General features: G+C 75.3%; 1 protein-coding gene. It reads right to left on the bottom strand.

Annotated features, from left to right (window positions below; translation table 11 throughout):
* Positions 1-13: 13 nt before the first annotated feature.
* A complete protein-coding gene (locus AB5L52_RS01990) occupies positions 14-15,508 on the bottom strand; it encodes an SDR family NAD(P)-dependent oxidoreductase (RefSeq protein ID WP_369362392.1) in 15,495 nt (5,164 codons plus the stop codon).
* Between the last annotated feature and the right edge of the window lie 43 nt (positions 15,509-15,551).

Genomic DNA, 15,551 nt, shown 5'->3' on the forward strand with positions numbered 1-15,551 from the left:
GTCACGGGCGTCGTCACAGGGCGTCGTCGTCCTCGACGAGGTCGGCGAGCGCCCTGCTGATGAGGCTCTCGGCGTCCATCGTGTCGATCGACGCGCCACCGGGTTCACCGGCCGCCGCCGACTCCGACGCGGGCCGCACTCCGGCGAGTTCGAGCAGGCTGTCCAGCAGGCCGGCCTCGCGGAGCCGGCCCACCGGGATGGCGGCGAGCGCCGCCCGCACGGTGTCCTCCTCGTCGCGCGGGCCGCCGGCGGTGCGCGGGGCCAGCTCGGCGGCGAGGTGCTCGGTGAGCACGGCCGGCGTGGGGTGGTCGAAGACGAGCGTGGCGGTCAGCCGCAGGCCGGTGGCCTCGTTGAGCCGGTTACGGAACTCGACGGCGGTCAGCGAGTCGAAGCCGAGGTCCTTGAAGGGCAGTTCGTTCTCGATCTCTTCGATGCCGAGCACCGACCCGGCCTCGTCCCGCACCAGCGTCAGCAGCCGTTCGGTCCGCTCCTCGGGTGCGAGCGCGGCCAGTTCGCGGCGCAGTGCCGACGCGGCGGCCGGTGCTCCGGGCCCGGTCCGGCGCGGCGCTCGTACCAGGGCGCGCAGCAGCGGCGCGATACGGGCGGCCGCACGCGGGGCGAGGTCGAGGCGGGCAGGGAGCAGGACCGGTTCGTCCCGGCCCACACCCGTGTCGAACAGGTCGAGCCCCGCCGCCGCGTCAAGGGCGAGCACCCCGCCGGAGGCCATGCGGCGGGTGTCCGTGTCGCCCAGCCGGTCGGCCATGCCACCGCTGCCCGCCCAGGCGCCCCAGGCGAGGGACACTCCGGGCAGGCCGAGCGAGCGGCGGTGCGCGGCAAGGGCGTCGAGGAAGGTGTTGCCGGCGGCGTAGCCGGCCTGACCGGGGCTGCCGAGCAGACCGGCCGCGGAGGAGAACAGCACGAACGCGGTCAGCGGCCGGTCCCGGGTCAGTTCGTGCAGGTGCCAGGCGGCGTCCAGCTTCGGCCGCAGTACGGTGTCCAGCCGTTCCGGGGTGAGCGAGGTCAGGACGGCGTCGGCGAGGACGCCCGCGGTGTGGACGACGGCGGAGACCGGGTGTTCGTCCAGGACCCGGGCGAGGGCGGCGCGGTCGGCGGCGTCGCAGGCGACGATCGTCACCTGCGCGCCGAGCGCGCTCAGTTCCTCCCTGAGCTCGGCCGCGCCGGGCCCCTCGGGTCCGCTGCGGCTGAGCAGCACCAGCCGCTCGGCGCCGTGCGCGGTGACCAGGTGCCGGGCGACCAGCCGCCCGAGGGCGCCGGTGCCGCCGGTGACGAGGACCCCGCCGGACCAGTCGGCCGGGGCGGGCTCGGCCAGCCGCGGGGCGCGCACCAGCCGAGGAACGCTCAACCTGCCTTCCCGCAGCGCCAGTTGGGGTTCACCGGAGGCGACGGCGGAGGGCAGCAGGCGCCGGGAGGCGTCCGTGTCGTCCAGGTCGGCGAGGACCAGCCGGTCCGGGTGCTCGGACTGGGCGGCGCGGATCAGGCCCCATGCGGCGGCGGCGCCGGGGTCCGTGACAGCCCCGGGGCCGGTCGCGCCCCGGGTGGCCACCACCAGGCCGGAGTCGCCGAACCGGGCGTCGGCCAGCCAGTCCTGCACCTGGCCGAGCAGCTCATGGACCCCGGCCCGGATCGCATCCGGTCCGTCGCCGCCGGTGTGCACGAGGACGAGTGTGTCCGGGGCCTGTTCGGCGACCTCCGCCAGATCGCCGGCGACGGCGACCTCCGCGACCTCTCCGCCCAGGGCATCGGCCCACTCCTCACCGTCGGCGCCGAGTACGGTCCACCGCCCGGCCTGGGGGGCCGCGGGCACGGAGAGGGGCACCCAGTCGAGGGCGAACAGGTCGTCGTGTCCGCCCACGGCGGCCGCGGCGATCCGCTGCGGGTCCACGTCGCGCAGCGACAGCGACGCCACCCGCGCCACGGGCCGCCCGGTCTCGTCGGCGGCCTCGATGCGCACCGCGCCGGTGCCGGCCGGGGCGACCCGCACCCGCAGCGCACTGGCGCCCCGCGTGTACAGCTCGACACCGTTCCAGGCGAAGGGCAGCGTCATACGCTCCTCGGCTCCGGCGCGCAGCCCGATGGCCTGCAGAGCGGCGTCGAACAGCGCAGGATGCAGGCCGAACGCGGCGCCGTCGACCGGGACGGCGACCTCGGCGTACGCCTCGTCGCCGCGCCGCCAGGCCGCGCGCAGCCCCTGGAAGCGGGGCCCGTACTCGGCACCCAGCTCGGCCAGCTGGTCGTAGACGCCGTCCAGGTCGACCGGTTCGGCGCCGGGCGGTGGCCAGGTGGTGGGGTCGTGGGCAGGGCGCTGCTCGGCGGGCCGCAGCAGGCCGGTGGCGTGGGTGGTCCAGGGGTCGCCGTCGGCCGTGGCGGCGTACACGCGGAAGGCGCGGGCGCCGCTCGCGTCGGGCTCGCCGACCGTGGCCTGGAGGCGGACGGCGCCGTCCTCGGGCAGGACCAGCGGTTCGGTGACGGTCAGGTCCTCCACCGTGCCGCAGTCGACGCGGGCCCCGGCGGCCAGGGCCATCTCGACGAAGGCGGTGCCCGGCAGGAGCGGTACTCCGCCGACGCTGTGGTCCGCCAGCCAGGGCTGGCCGGCGAGGGAGAGGTGGCCGGTGTACAGAAGGCCGTCGGCACCGGCGAGCTCGACCGCGGTGCCGAGCAGCGGATGGCCGACGGCCGGACGCGGCAGGCCGAGGTCGCCGGTCATCCAGTAGCGGCTGCGCCGGAAGGCGTAGGTGGGCAGATCCGAGCCGTCGCGGTGCGGCAGCAGGCCCGCCCAGTTCACGGCGGCACCGCGCACATGCAGTGCGGCGAGCCCGGTGACGAACGCCTCGGTCTCCTCGCGGTCCTTGCGCAGCAGCGGTACGACGGCCGTACGGTCCGGCAGGCACTCGCCCGCCGCGGCGGACAGCGCGCTCCCCGGGCCGACCTCCGCGAAGTGCCGTACACCCGCGTCGTGCAGGGCATCGACGGCGTCGGCGAAGCGGACGGCCTCGCGGGCGTGCCGTACCCAGTACTCGGGCGTGGACAGCTCGTCGGGGCCGGTCGGGGCTCCGGTCAGGGTGGACACCAGCGGAATGCGCAGCGTGCCGTACGACAGCGACGCGGCGATCTCGCGGAACTCCTCCAGCATCGGCTCCATCAGGGCCGAGTGGAAGGCGTGGCTGACGGCCAGTTCCCTGGTGCGCTCGAAGCGGGCCGCCAGGGCGCGGGCCGGTGCGGCGGGGCCGGAAACGACCACCGACCGGGGCCCGTTGACGGCGGCGATGCCGACGCCGTCGCCCAGCAGGGGCACGATCTCGTCCTCGGTGACCTGTACGGCGATCATCGCGCCGCCCGCGGGCAGCGCCTGCATCAGGCGCCCGCGCGCGGCGACGAGGGTGCAGGCGTCCTTGAGGTCGAGTACGCCCGCGACGTGGGCGGCGGCGAACTCGCCGACGGAGTGCCCGGCGAGCAGGTCGGGCCGGACGCCGAAGGCTTCCAGCAGCCGGTACAGGGCCACTTCCACGGCGAACAGCGCGGGCTGGGTGTACTCGGTGCGCTCCAGCAGTTCGGCGGAGCCCAGCACGTCGGCGAGCGGCCGGTCCAGCAGCGGGTCCAGGTGGGCCCTGACCTCGTCGAAAGCGGCGGCGAAGGCGGGGAAGGCCGCCGCGAGGCAGGTGCCCATGCCCGGCAGCTGCGAGCCCTGGCCGGAGAACAGGAAGGCGAGCCGGCCGTCGGTGGCGGTGCCGAGGGCACCGGTCCGCGGGGTGCGGCCCTCCGCCAACGCCCGGACGCCCGCGGTCAGTTCGTTGCGGGTGCGGCCGAGGACGGCGGCCCGGTGGCCGAGCCGGGTGCGGGCGTGGGCGAGCGCACCGGCGAGGCGGTGCGGATCGGTGTCCGGGGCGGTGTCCAAGGGGGCGTCCGGGGCGCCGGACAGAGTGGCATCCGGGGCTCCGGACAGGTGCTCCAGCAGCCGGGCGGCCTGGGCGCGCAGGGCGTCCGGGGTGTGGCCGGAGAGCAACCACGGCACGGTACCGACAGCCGGGGCCGCGGGCAGCGCCGCCGGCTTCTCGGCGGGCGCGGCCTCGACGATCACATGGGCGTTGGTACCGGAGATGCCGAAGGAGGAGACGCCCGCGCGGCGCGGGCGGCCCGGGTCGGGCCAGGGGCGGTTCTCGGTGAGCAGGCGGACGCCCGCGCCCTCCCATTCCACGTGCCGGGAGGGCCGGTCGATGCCGAGGCTGGCCGGCAGGGTCGCGTTGCGGATGGCCTCGACCATCTTGATGACACCGGCGACACCGGCGGCGGCCTGGGTGTGGCCCAGGTTGGACTTGACCGAGCCGAGCCACAGCGGGCTGTCCTCGGAGTGCTCGGCGCCATAGGTGGCGATCAGCGCCTGGGCCTCGATGGGGTCGCCCAGCGTCGTACCCGTGCCGTGCGCCTCGACCACGTCTACCTCGGCGGCCTCGACACCGGCCGCCTGCAGGGCGCGGCGGATGACGCGCTGCTGGGCGGGGCCGTTGGGAGCGCTGATGCCGTTGGAGGCGCCGTCCTGGTTGACCGCGGTGCCGCGCAGCAGGGCGAGGATCTTGTGGCCGTTGCGCCGGGCGTCGGAGAGCCGCTCCAGCAGCAGCACCCCGGCGCCCTCGCCGAAGCCCGTGCCGTCGGCCGCGTCCGCGAAGGGCTTGCAGCGGCCGTCGCGGGACAGGCCCCGGTGCCGGCTGAACTCCACGAAGGTGCCCGGGGTGGCCATGACGGTCACTCCCCCGGCCAGCGCCAGCGAGCAGTCCCCGTCGCGCAGCGACTGTGCCGCCAGGTGCAGCGCCACCAGCGAGGAGGAGCAGGCCGTGTCGACGGACAGGGTCGGGCCCTCCAGGCCCAGGGTGTAGGCGACGCGGCCGGAGACCACGCTGCCGGAGCCGAAGCTGCCGAAGTAGTCGTGGTACATCACGCCCGCGAACACACCGGTGTCGGAGCCGCGCAGGGTGGCGGGGTCGATGGAGGCGCGCTCCAGTGCCTCCCAGGAGGTCTCCAGCAGCAGCCGCTGCTGCGGGTCGGTGACCTCCGCCTCCTCTTCGTCCATGGCGAAGAACGCCGGGTCGAAGTCGGCGGCGTCGTACAGGAAGGCGCCGCGCCGGGTGTAGCTGGTGCCGGGCCGGTCCAGGGTCGGGTCGTAGAGGTTCTCGACGTCCCAGCCGCGGTCGTCCGGGAACTCACCGACGGCGTCCCGGCCCTCGGCCACCAGCCGCCACAGGTCCTCCGGCGAGGCGATGTCGCCGGGGAAGCGGCAGGCCATGCCGATGACGGCGATCGGTTCGTCGGCCGCGGCGCTCCGCGGGGTGGCGGTGCGGGTGCTCGTCTCGGTGAGGGTGCCGGTGAGTTCGCCGAGCAGATACCGGGCGAGGTGCGCGGGGGTCGGGTGGTCGAACACGAGGGTCGCGGGCAGCCGGAGGCCGGTGGCCGCGGTGAGCCGGTTGCGCAGTTCCACGGCCGCCAGCGAGTCGAAGCCGAGTTCCTTGAAGGCCAGGGTGCGGCCGACGTCCTGGGCGGAGCGGTAGCCGAGGAGGGTCGCGACGTGGTTCTGCACGAGTTCGGTGAGGAACGCCTCGCGCTCCGCCTCCAGCAGCCCGGCGAGCCGCTCCCGCAGGGCATCGGCACCGCCGGCCGCGGCCTGTCCGGTGGCCGCACCGGCCCGGCGTACGGGCACCAGGGCGCGGAACAGCGGGGCCAGGCCCACGCCCTGGGCGCGCAGCGCGGCCAGGTCCAGCTTCACCGGCAGCACAGCCGGGTCGTGGCCGCGCACGGCGGCGTCGAAGAGGGCGACGCCCTCCTGCGTGTCCAGCGGGGCGACACCGCCGCGGGCGATGCGCGTGAGGTCGGTCTCGTCGAGGGTGCCCGTCATGCCGCCGGCCTGCGCCCACAGGCCCCAGGCCAGGGAGAGCGCGGGCAGCCCGAGGGTGCAGCGGTGTACGGCGAGCGCGTCCAAGTAGGCATTGGCGGCCGCGTAGTTCGCCTGGCCCGGCGAGCCGAGCGTGGCGGCGGAGGAGGAGAACAGCACGAACGCCGACAGGTCCAGGTCCGCGGTGAGTTCGTGCAGGTTCCAGGCGGCGTCGACCTTGGGCCGGAACACCGTGTCGAGCCGCTCCGGGGTCAGCGAGCCGAGCACGCCGTCGGCGAGTACGCCGGCCGCGTGGATCACGGCGGTCAGCGGCCGGTCGGCCGGTACGGCGTCCAGTACGGCGGCGAGCGCGGCCCGGTCGGCGACGTCGCAGGCGACGCTCGTCACCCCGGCGCCCAGCTCGGTCAGCTCGGCCACGAGGTCGTCGGTGGCACCGCTGCGGCTGAGCAGCAGCAGGTGCCGGACGTTCCGCTCGGCGACCAGATGGCGGGCGAAGATGCCGCCGAGGGCGCCGGTGGCGCCGGTGAGCAGGACGGTGCCGGTGCCCAGGCCGGTGCCGGTGCCCAGGCCGGTGCTCGCACCGGAGTCGGCGGCCGAGTCAGGTCCGTCGGTGGCCGGTTCGGCGTCGCCGGGGGTGACGCGAGCCAGCCGCGGCACGTGCCAGGCCCCGTCGCGGAAGGCCAGATGCGGCTCCCCGGTGGCCACCGCCTCGGCGAGGCGATCGGCGGCCGGCTCCTCCTCGGCCTCGATCAGCACGATACGGCCGGGGTTCTCCGACTGGGCCGAGCGGACCAGGCCGCCGACCGCGGCACCCGCCGGGTCGGTACCGGTGACGACGACGAGAGTGGGGGCGTCGTCGGCGAGCCGGGCACGCAGCTCGTCCAGGACCGTGCCGACGGCCGCCCGGGTCTCGGCGGCGCTCACCCCGGCCACGGCACGCACCACTTCCACTGCCTCGGCGGAATGCGGGGCCGACGGCGCCGGCACCCAGTCCACCCGGTACAGCGAACCCGCGCGGGCCGAGCGGTCCGCCCCCGCCAGCGCTTCGGCGTTCAGGGGCCGCAGCGTGAGCGAGTCGACGGTGGCGACGGGCGCGCCCGTGGGGTCGGCGAGGGTGAGGGAGACGGTGCCCTCACCCGTCGGCCGGACACGGACGCGCAGCGCGGTCGCGCCGGTGGCGTACAGCCGTACCCCGGACCAGGCGAACGGCAGCAGGGCCTCCTCGCCCGCCGCGTCGGTGAGGCCGACGGTGTGCAGGGCGGCGTCCGACAGGGCCGGGTGCAGCGCGAAGCCGTCGGGTGCCGCGTCGGTGGCGATCTCCGCGTACAGGCCGTCCTCGGTGCGCCAGGCGGCGCGCAGGCCCTGGAACAGCGGCCCGTAGCCGAGACCGAGGGCGGCGAGTTCGTCGTACAGGCCGTCCAGGCTGACGGCTTCGGCGCCCTGCGGGGGCCAGGCGGTGAGTGGGTCTGCGCCGCCACCCGGAAGGGTGCCGGTCGGGGCAAGCAGGCCGTCGGCGTGCCGGGTCCAGGGCAGTTCCTCGTCGGGGCTCTCCGGGCGCGACCAGATGGTGACCGGTCGGGTGTCCCCCTCGGGCGTGCCGACGACCACCTGGAGCTGGACGGCGCCGTGGTCGGGCAGGACCAGCGGGGCGTGCAGGGTGAGTTCGGCGATGTCGCCGCAGCCGACCTGGTCGCCGGCGCGCAGGGCCAGCTCCAGGTGCCCGGTGCCGGGGAAGAGCAGCCGGCCGCCGACCCGGTGGTCCTCCAGCCAGGGCTGGATACCGGGCGAGAGGCGTCCGGTGAGGACGGCGCCCTCGCTGTCGGCCCGCACCATCGCGGCGCCGAGCAGGGCGTGGTCGGTGGGGGCGAGGCCGACGGAGGTGACGTCGGCGCCGGTCGCGGTGCTGTCCAGCCAGTACCACTCGCGCTGGAAGGCGTACCCGGGCAGCGGGACGCGGCGCGCGCGGCGGCCCTCGGCGACGGCGGCCCAGTCGACGCCCGCGCCGTGGGTGAAGGCCTCGCCGAGGGCGGTCAGCAGCCGGTCCCGGCCGCCTTCGTCGCGGCGCAGGGAACCCACGGCGGCCACGGCCTCGTCGGTCTCCTGGATGCCGACGGTCAGCACCGGGTGCGGGCTGGACTCGATGAACAGCTGGTGCCCGTCGGCGACGGCGGCGCGCACCGCCTCCTCGAACAGCACGGTTCCGCGCAGGTTGGTGTACCAGTACCCGGCGCCGAGCTCCGTGGTGTCGATCGGGCCGCCGGTGACGGTCGAGTAGAACGGCACCTGAGCGGCCCGGGGCTCGATGCCGTCGAGGACGTCCGCGAGGCGCTCGCGCAGGGTCTCGACGTGGGCGCTGTGGGAGGCGTAGTCCACGGGCAGGCGCTTGGCGCGGACCTTGTCCGCCCGCAACTGGGCGAGGAGTTCGTCCAGGGCGTCCGGGTCGCCGGACACCACCGTGGAGGCGGCGCCGTTGACGGCGGCGACGGACAGCCGTCCGTCCCAGGCCGTGAGCCGGGCGCGGACCGCTTCGGCGCCCTCGGCGACGGACATCATGCCGCCCGAGCCGGACAGCAGCTCGGCGATGGCCTGGGACCGCAGGGCGACGACACGAGCGCCGTCCTGCAGCGACAGCGCGCCGACCGCGCAGGCGGCGGCGATCTCGCCCTGGGAGTGGCCTATGACGGCGGCCGGGGTGACGCCGTATGCGCTCCACGTGTGCGCCAGGGACACCATCACCGCCCACAGCAGCGGCTGGACGACGTCGACGCGGTCGAGGTCGCCGCGCAGCTCGGTGGGGAAGTCCCAGTCGGTGTACGGGGCGAGGGCGGCGGCGCATTCGGCCATGCGGGCGGCGAACACCGGGGAGTCGTCGAGGAGTTGGGTGGCCATGCCGGACCACTGGGAGCCCTGGCCGGGGAAGACGAACGCGGGCCGGGCGCGGCCGGCCGCGGTGCCCTCGACGAGGGTGCGCGCTGTAGCGCCATCCGCCAACGCGGCCAGGGCGGCGCGCAGTTCGGCCGGGTCGGCTCCGGTGATCGAGGCCCGGTGCGCGAAGCGGGCGCGGGCGGTGGCGAGCGTCCAGCCGATGTCGGACGGGTCGAGATCGGGGTGGGTGTCAAGGTGGCCGAGGAGGGCCGCGGCCTGGCCGGCGAGTGCGGCAGGCGTCTTGGCGCTCAGCAGCCACGGGACGGCGAGGGCCTCGGGACCGGTGTGCTGCGGCTCGGCAGGAGCGGGCGGGGCTTGTTCGAGGATGACGTGGGCGTTGGTGCCGCTGATGCCGAAGGAGGACACCCCGGCCCGGCGCGGACGGCCCTGCTGCGGCCAGTCGCGCTGCTCGGTCAGCAGCCGTACCTGTCCGGCGTCCCAGTCGACCTTCGTGGACGGCCGGTCGACGTGCAGGGTCTGCGGCAGCACCCCGTGCCGCATCGCCATGACCATCTTGATGACACCGGCGACACCGGCGGCGGCCTGGGTGTGCCCGATGTTGGACTTGACCGAGCCCAGCCACAACGGGCCGTCCTCGTCGCGCTCCTGGCCATAGGTGGCCAGCAGGGCCTGCGCCTCGATCGGGTCGCCGAGGGTCGTCCCCGTCCCGTGCGCCTCCACGACGTCCACGTCGGCGGTGGTGAGGCCGGCGTTCTCCAGGGCTTCGAGGATGACGCGTTCCTGGGAGGGGCCGTTGGGGGCGGTGAGGCCGTTGGAGGCGCCGTCCTGGTTGACGGCGGTGCCGCGCACGACGGCGAGGATCTCGTGGCCGTTGCGACGCGCGTCGGAGAGCCGTTCCACGACCATGACGCCGACGCCCTCGCCCCACACCGTGCCGCCCGCCGCGTCGGCGAAGGCGCGGGTGCGGGCGTCGGGGGCGAGCGCGCCCTGCCTGCTGAACTCAATGAACGTCTCCGGGGTGGCCATCACGGCGACGCCGCCGACCAACGCGAGGCTGGACTCGCCCTGCCGCAGCGACTGGGCGGCCAGGTGCAGCGCCACCAGCGAGGACGAGCAGGCGGTGTCGACGGAGAGCGACGGGCCCTCCAGTCCCAGGGTGTAGGCGATGCGGCCGGAGATGATGCTGCCGGAGCCGAAGCTGCCGAAGTAGTCGTGGTACTGGACACCCGCGAAGACTCCGGTGCGGCTGCCCTTGAGGCTGTGCGGGTCGATGCCCGCGCTCTCCAGCGCCTCCCAGGACGCCTCCAGCAGCAGCCGCTGTTGCGGGTCCATGACGAGGGCTTCCTTGGGGCTGATACCGAAGAAGGAGGCGTCGAACGCGCCCGCCTCGTGCAGGAATCCGCCCTCGCCGACGTAGGAGGTGTCGGGCCGCTGCCGGTTCGGGTCGACGATCCGGTCCACGTCCCAGCCCCGGTTGGCAGGGAACGGGGTGATGGCGTCGGTGCCGTCGGCGACCAGGCGCCACAGGTCCTCGGGGCTGCGGACGTCGCCCGGGTAGCGACACGCCAGACCGACGATGGCCAGCGGCTCGTCCGCGCGGGCCCGCACGGTACGGCGGTCACGGCGGGCTCCGGCGCCGGCGCCACCGACCAGGGTGCCGAGGTGAGCAGCGAGCGCTTCGGGTGAGGGATGGTCGAAGACGAGCGTGGCGGACAGTCGCTGCCCCATCTCCTCGGACAGGGAGTTGCGCAGCTCGATGGCGGCCAGCGAGTCGAAGCCGAGGTCCTTGAAGGCCCGGTCGGTCTCCACGCTGTCCGGGTTGGCGTGCCCGAGCACGGCGGCGACATGGGCGCGGACCGTGTGCAGCAGCGCCTCGGCGCGCTCCTCTTCGCCGAGGGCGGCCATGCGCTCGGCGAAGGTGGTGCCGGCACTTTCGGCTGCGGCTTCCCGGCGCACCGGACGGCCCGCCAGCGCACGGAACACGGGCGCGAGGCCGCTGCCCTGGGCGCGCAACGCGGGCAGACTGAGCCGCACCGGTACCGACGCGGGACGGCCGGCGCGCACCGCCAGGTCGAACAGGGCGGTGCCCTCCTCGGCCGACAGGGCGGTCATGCCGCCGCGCGCCATCCGGGCGCGGTCGGCCTCGTCGAGGGAGCTGGTCATCCCGCCGGACGGGGCCCACGGCCCCCACGCCAGCGACAGCGCGGGCGCGCCCTGGGCGTGGCGGTGCGCGGCGAGGGCGTCCAGGAGGGCGTTGGCGGCGGCGTAGTTGCCCTGGCCCGGGGCGCCGACGGTGCCGGCGACGGACGAGAACAGCACGAACGCCGAGAGATCCGCGGTCAGTTCGTGGAGGTGAAGGGCGCCGAGGGCCTTCGGTGCGAGGACCGTGTCGATCCGCTCGGGGGTGAGCGAGGAGACCACGCCGTCGTCCAGGACACCGGCGGCGTGCACCACTGCGGTAAGGGGACGCGAGGCTGGGACGGCGGCCAGCACGGCGGCGAGGGCGTCCCGGTCGGCGACGTCGCAGGCGTGGGCGGTGGCGGTGGCGCCGAGGCCGGCGAGTTCGGCGATCAGGTCGGCGGAGTTGCCAGAGCGGCTGAGCAGCGCCAGGTGACGGACGCCGTGGGCGGTGACCAGGTGGCGGGCGAGCACCGGGCCGAGGCCGCCGGTGGCGCCGGTGAGCAGGACCGTGCCCTCGGGATCCAGGTTCAACTCACCTGATGCTGCGGGTACTTCCGCGCGGATCAGCCGTGCGGTGCGGGCGGCTCCGGACCGGATCGCGATCTGCGGTTCGCCCGAGGCGAGGACCGCTGGCAGTACGGCGCCGGCATCCACCCCCGGTTCGAGGTCGAGCAGCACGAACCGGCCGGGGTTCTCCGACTGCGCGGACCGCACGAGACCCCATACGGCGGCCCCGGCCAGGTCGGGCACGTCCTCGCCCGCGACGCTCACCGCGCCGTGGGTGACCACGGCCAGCGGCCGCGGGTCGTCGTCCTGGAGGGCCGCGAGCGCGCTGTGCAGCGCCTCCCGTACGGCGGCCGGATCCGCCCCCCGTGTGCTGTGCAACACCCGGTGGTCGGTGTCGGGGGCTTCGGTCTCCAGGGGCAGCGGCTGCCAGTCGAGGGCGAACAGGGCGTCGCTGGTGGTGTCGCGGGCGGCCCGCAGGTTGGTGAGCGGGCGGGAGGCGAGCGAGGTGACGGTGGCGACGGGGGCGCCGGTGGCGTCGGCCAGATCGACGGCGAAGGCACCGGGCCCGGCGGGCGCCAGCCGGGCGCGCAGCACGGAGGCGCCGACGGCGTGCAGGGTGACACCCGCGAACATGAAGGGCAGCCGGGCGGTGTCGTCGGCGGATCCGTCGCCGAGCAGGGCCAGGGAGTGCAGGGCCGCGTCGAAGGCGGCGGGGTGGAGGCCGAAGCGCGGCGCGTCGGCGGCGGGCCGCTCGGGCAGCCGTACCTCGGCGAACACCTCCTCGCCGCGCCGCCAGGCGGCCGTCAGGGCCTGGAAGACCGGGCCGTACTCCAGGCCGGCGGCGGCGTGCCGCTCGTACAGGCCGGTGGTGTCGAGGGGTTCGGCGTCCTCGGGGGGCCAGACGTCCAGGCGGGTGCCCGGGGTGTCGGTGCCGGCGGCGAGGAGGCCGGAGGCGTGCAGGGTCCACGGCTCGTCGGCGGGCAGGCTCTCGGCGCGGGCGTACACGTGCACCGTACGGGCGCCGGACGCGTCCGGCGCCCCGACGGCGACCTGGACGCGCACGCCGTCGTCCGGGGGCAGCACCAGCGGTATTTCCAGGGCGAGTTCCTCCAGGCGGCCGCAGCCGACCTGGTCGCCGGCGCGGACGGCCAGCTCGACCATGGCGGTGCCGGGCACGACGACCGAGCCGCCGACGACGTGGTCGGCGAGCCAGGCGTGGGTGCGCACGGACAGCCGGCCGGTGAGTACGGCGCCGTCGGAGCCGGCCAGCATCGTGGCCGCGCCGAGCAGCGGGTGGTCGGCGGAGTCGAGGCCGGCGGAGCCGACGTCGCCGACGAGGGTGGCCGTCTCGGGCCAGAACCGGTCGCGCTGGAAGGCGGTGGTGGGCAGGTCGACGGTGCGGGCGCCCGTGAACAGCGCGGTCCAGTCCACGGTGGTCCCGCCGACGTACATCTGGGCGACGGCGGTGAGCAGCGTCTCGGTCTCGTCGCGCTCGCGGCGGGTGGCGGCGGCCAGCACGGCGTCGGTGTCCGTGCCGTCGGCGGCCAGGCACTCACGGGCCATGGCCGTCAGTACGGCGTCCGGGCCGAGTTCGAGGAAGCGCGTGACGCCCTCGGCGGCGAGGGCGCGTATCCCGTCGTGGAAGCGGACCGCCTCGCGCACATGCCGCACCCAGTAGTCGGGGGTGGCGAGGTCCTGGGTGGCGAGGGCGCCGGTGACGTTGGAGACCACCGGGACGGTGGCCCGGTGGAAGGTCAGGGAGGTGACGACCGCCCGGAAGTCGGCCAGCATCGGTTCCATGAGCGGCGAGTGGAAGGCGTGCGAGACCTTCAGCCGCCGGCTCTTCTCGAAGTGCGCCGCCACCGCCTCGGCCTCGGCGGCGTCGCCCGAAATCACCACGGAGTCGGGGCCGTTGACGGCGGCGATGCCGACCCGCTCGGTGAGCAGCGGGCGGACCTCGTCCTCGGTGGCGCGTACGGCGATCATGGCGCCGCCCTCGGGCAGCGCCTGCATCAGCCGGCCGCGCGCCGCCACCAGCGTGGTCGCGTCCTTCAGGTCCAGGACGCCCGCGACATGGGCGGCGGCGATCTCGCCGATGGAGTGCCCGGCGAGGTAGTCGGGGGTCAGGCCCCAGGACTCCACCAGCCGGTGGAGCGCGACTTCGAAGGCGAACAGCGCGGTCTGGGTGCGGGCGGTGCGGTTCAGCGGTTCGGGGTCGTCGCCGAACATCACCTCGCGCAGGTCGTCGTCGAACAGCGCGCAGATCTCGTCGACGGCGCGGGCGAACACCGGGAAGTGCGCGTACAGTTCGCGGCCCATACCGGCGCGCTGCGAGCCCTGCCCGGTGAACAGGAAGGCGGTCTGTCCCTTGCGGACGCGGCCGGAGACGGCGGCGCCCCGACCGTCCTCGGCGATCCGGGCCGTGACCGCCATGAGCGCCTCGCGGTCGGTGCCGAGGACGACGACCCGGTACTGGTGGGCGGTGCGGGTGGCGGCGAGGGAGTGTGCCACGTCCACTACGTCCAGCTCACCGGCCGAGGCGACCAGACGGGCGGCCTGCGCGCGCAGGGCGTGCTCGGTGCGACCGGAGAGGACCCACGGCAGCAGCGGCGGCGCCGTACGCGGCTCGCCCTCGGCCGTCTCCTCTTCCGCGGGGGCCTCCTCCAGGATGGTGTGGGCGTTGGTGCCGCTGGCTCCGAAGGAGGAGACGGCGGCCCGGCGCGGGCGGCCCGGGTCGGTCCAGGGACGGTTCTCGGTCAGCAGCCGGACCTGGCCCTGCGCCCAGTCGACCTTGGTGGACGGCTCGTCGGCGAACAGCGACTTGGGCAGGACCTGGTGCCGGATCGCCATGACGGCCTTGATGATGCCGGCGACGCCGGCGGCGGCCTGGGTGTGCCCGATGTTGGACTTGACCGAGCCGAGCCACAGCGGGGTGTCGGCGGGCCGGTCCTGGCCGTAGGCGGCGAGCAGCGCCTGGGCCTCGATCGGGTCGCCGAGCGTGGTGCCGGTGCCGTGCGCCTCCAGCAGGTCCACGTCGGCCGGGCCGAGCTGCGCGCCGGTCAGGGCGGCCCGGATGACGCGCTGCTGGGACGGCCCGTTGGGCGCGGTCAGGCCGTTGGAGGCGCCGTCCTGGTTGACGGCGGAGCCGCGGACGACGGCCAGCACCTCGTGGCCGTTGCGCCGGGCGTCGCTGAGCCGTTCCAGCACCAGCATGCCGGCGCCCTCGCTCCAGCCGGTGCCGTCCGCCGCGTCCGCGAAGGACTTGCAGCGGCCGTCCGGGGCGAGACCGCGCTGCCGGGAGAAGGCGATGAAGTTGTTCGGCGTGGACATCACGGTCGCGCCGCCCGCCAGGGCGAGGGTGCACTCCTTGGTGCGCAGCGCCTGTACGGCGAGGTGCACCGCGACGAGCGCCGAGGAGCAGGCGGTGTCGATGGTGACGGCCGGGCCCTCCAGGCCCAGGGTGTAGGAGATGCGGCCGGAGATGACGGCGGCCAGCACGCCCGTGCCGAGCGCCGCCTCGCTCTCCTCGGGCATCTTGGCCAACAGGTCTTTGTAGTCCTGGCCGTTGGTGCCCGCGAACACTCCGATCCGGGCGCCGTGCGCCGAGTCGGGGGCGATCCGGGACCGTTCCAGGGCCTCCCACGACACCTCCAGCAGCAGCCGCTGCTGGGGGTCCATCGCGACCGCCTCACGGGGGCTGATGCCGAAGAAGTCCGGCTCGAAGCCCGCCGCGTCGTCCAGGAAGCCACCGCGCGTGACATAGGTCTTGCCGGTGGCGTCCGGGTCGGGGTCGTAGAGGGCGTCGACGTCCCAGCCCCGGTCGTCGGGGAAGTCACCGATGGCGTCGCTGCCGTCGTGGACGAGCCGCCAGAGCTCCTCCGGGGTGGTGACGCCGCCGGGGAAGCGGCAGCTCATCCCGACGATGGCGATGGGTTCCCGGTCCTGGGTCTCCACCTCGCGCAGCCGTTGACGGGTCTGGGCCAGGTCGGCGGAGACCCGCTTGAGGTAGGAGAGCAGCTTTTCGTCGTTGGTCATCGGGTGTCGCCACTCCTGTGCGAAGAGGTGGACTGCGGTGGGG

It is taken from the genome of Streptomyces sp. CG4 (assembly GCF_041080655.1).
Classification (GTDB): domain Bacteria; phylum Actinomycetota; class Actinomycetes; order Streptomycetales; family Streptomycetaceae; genus Streptomyces.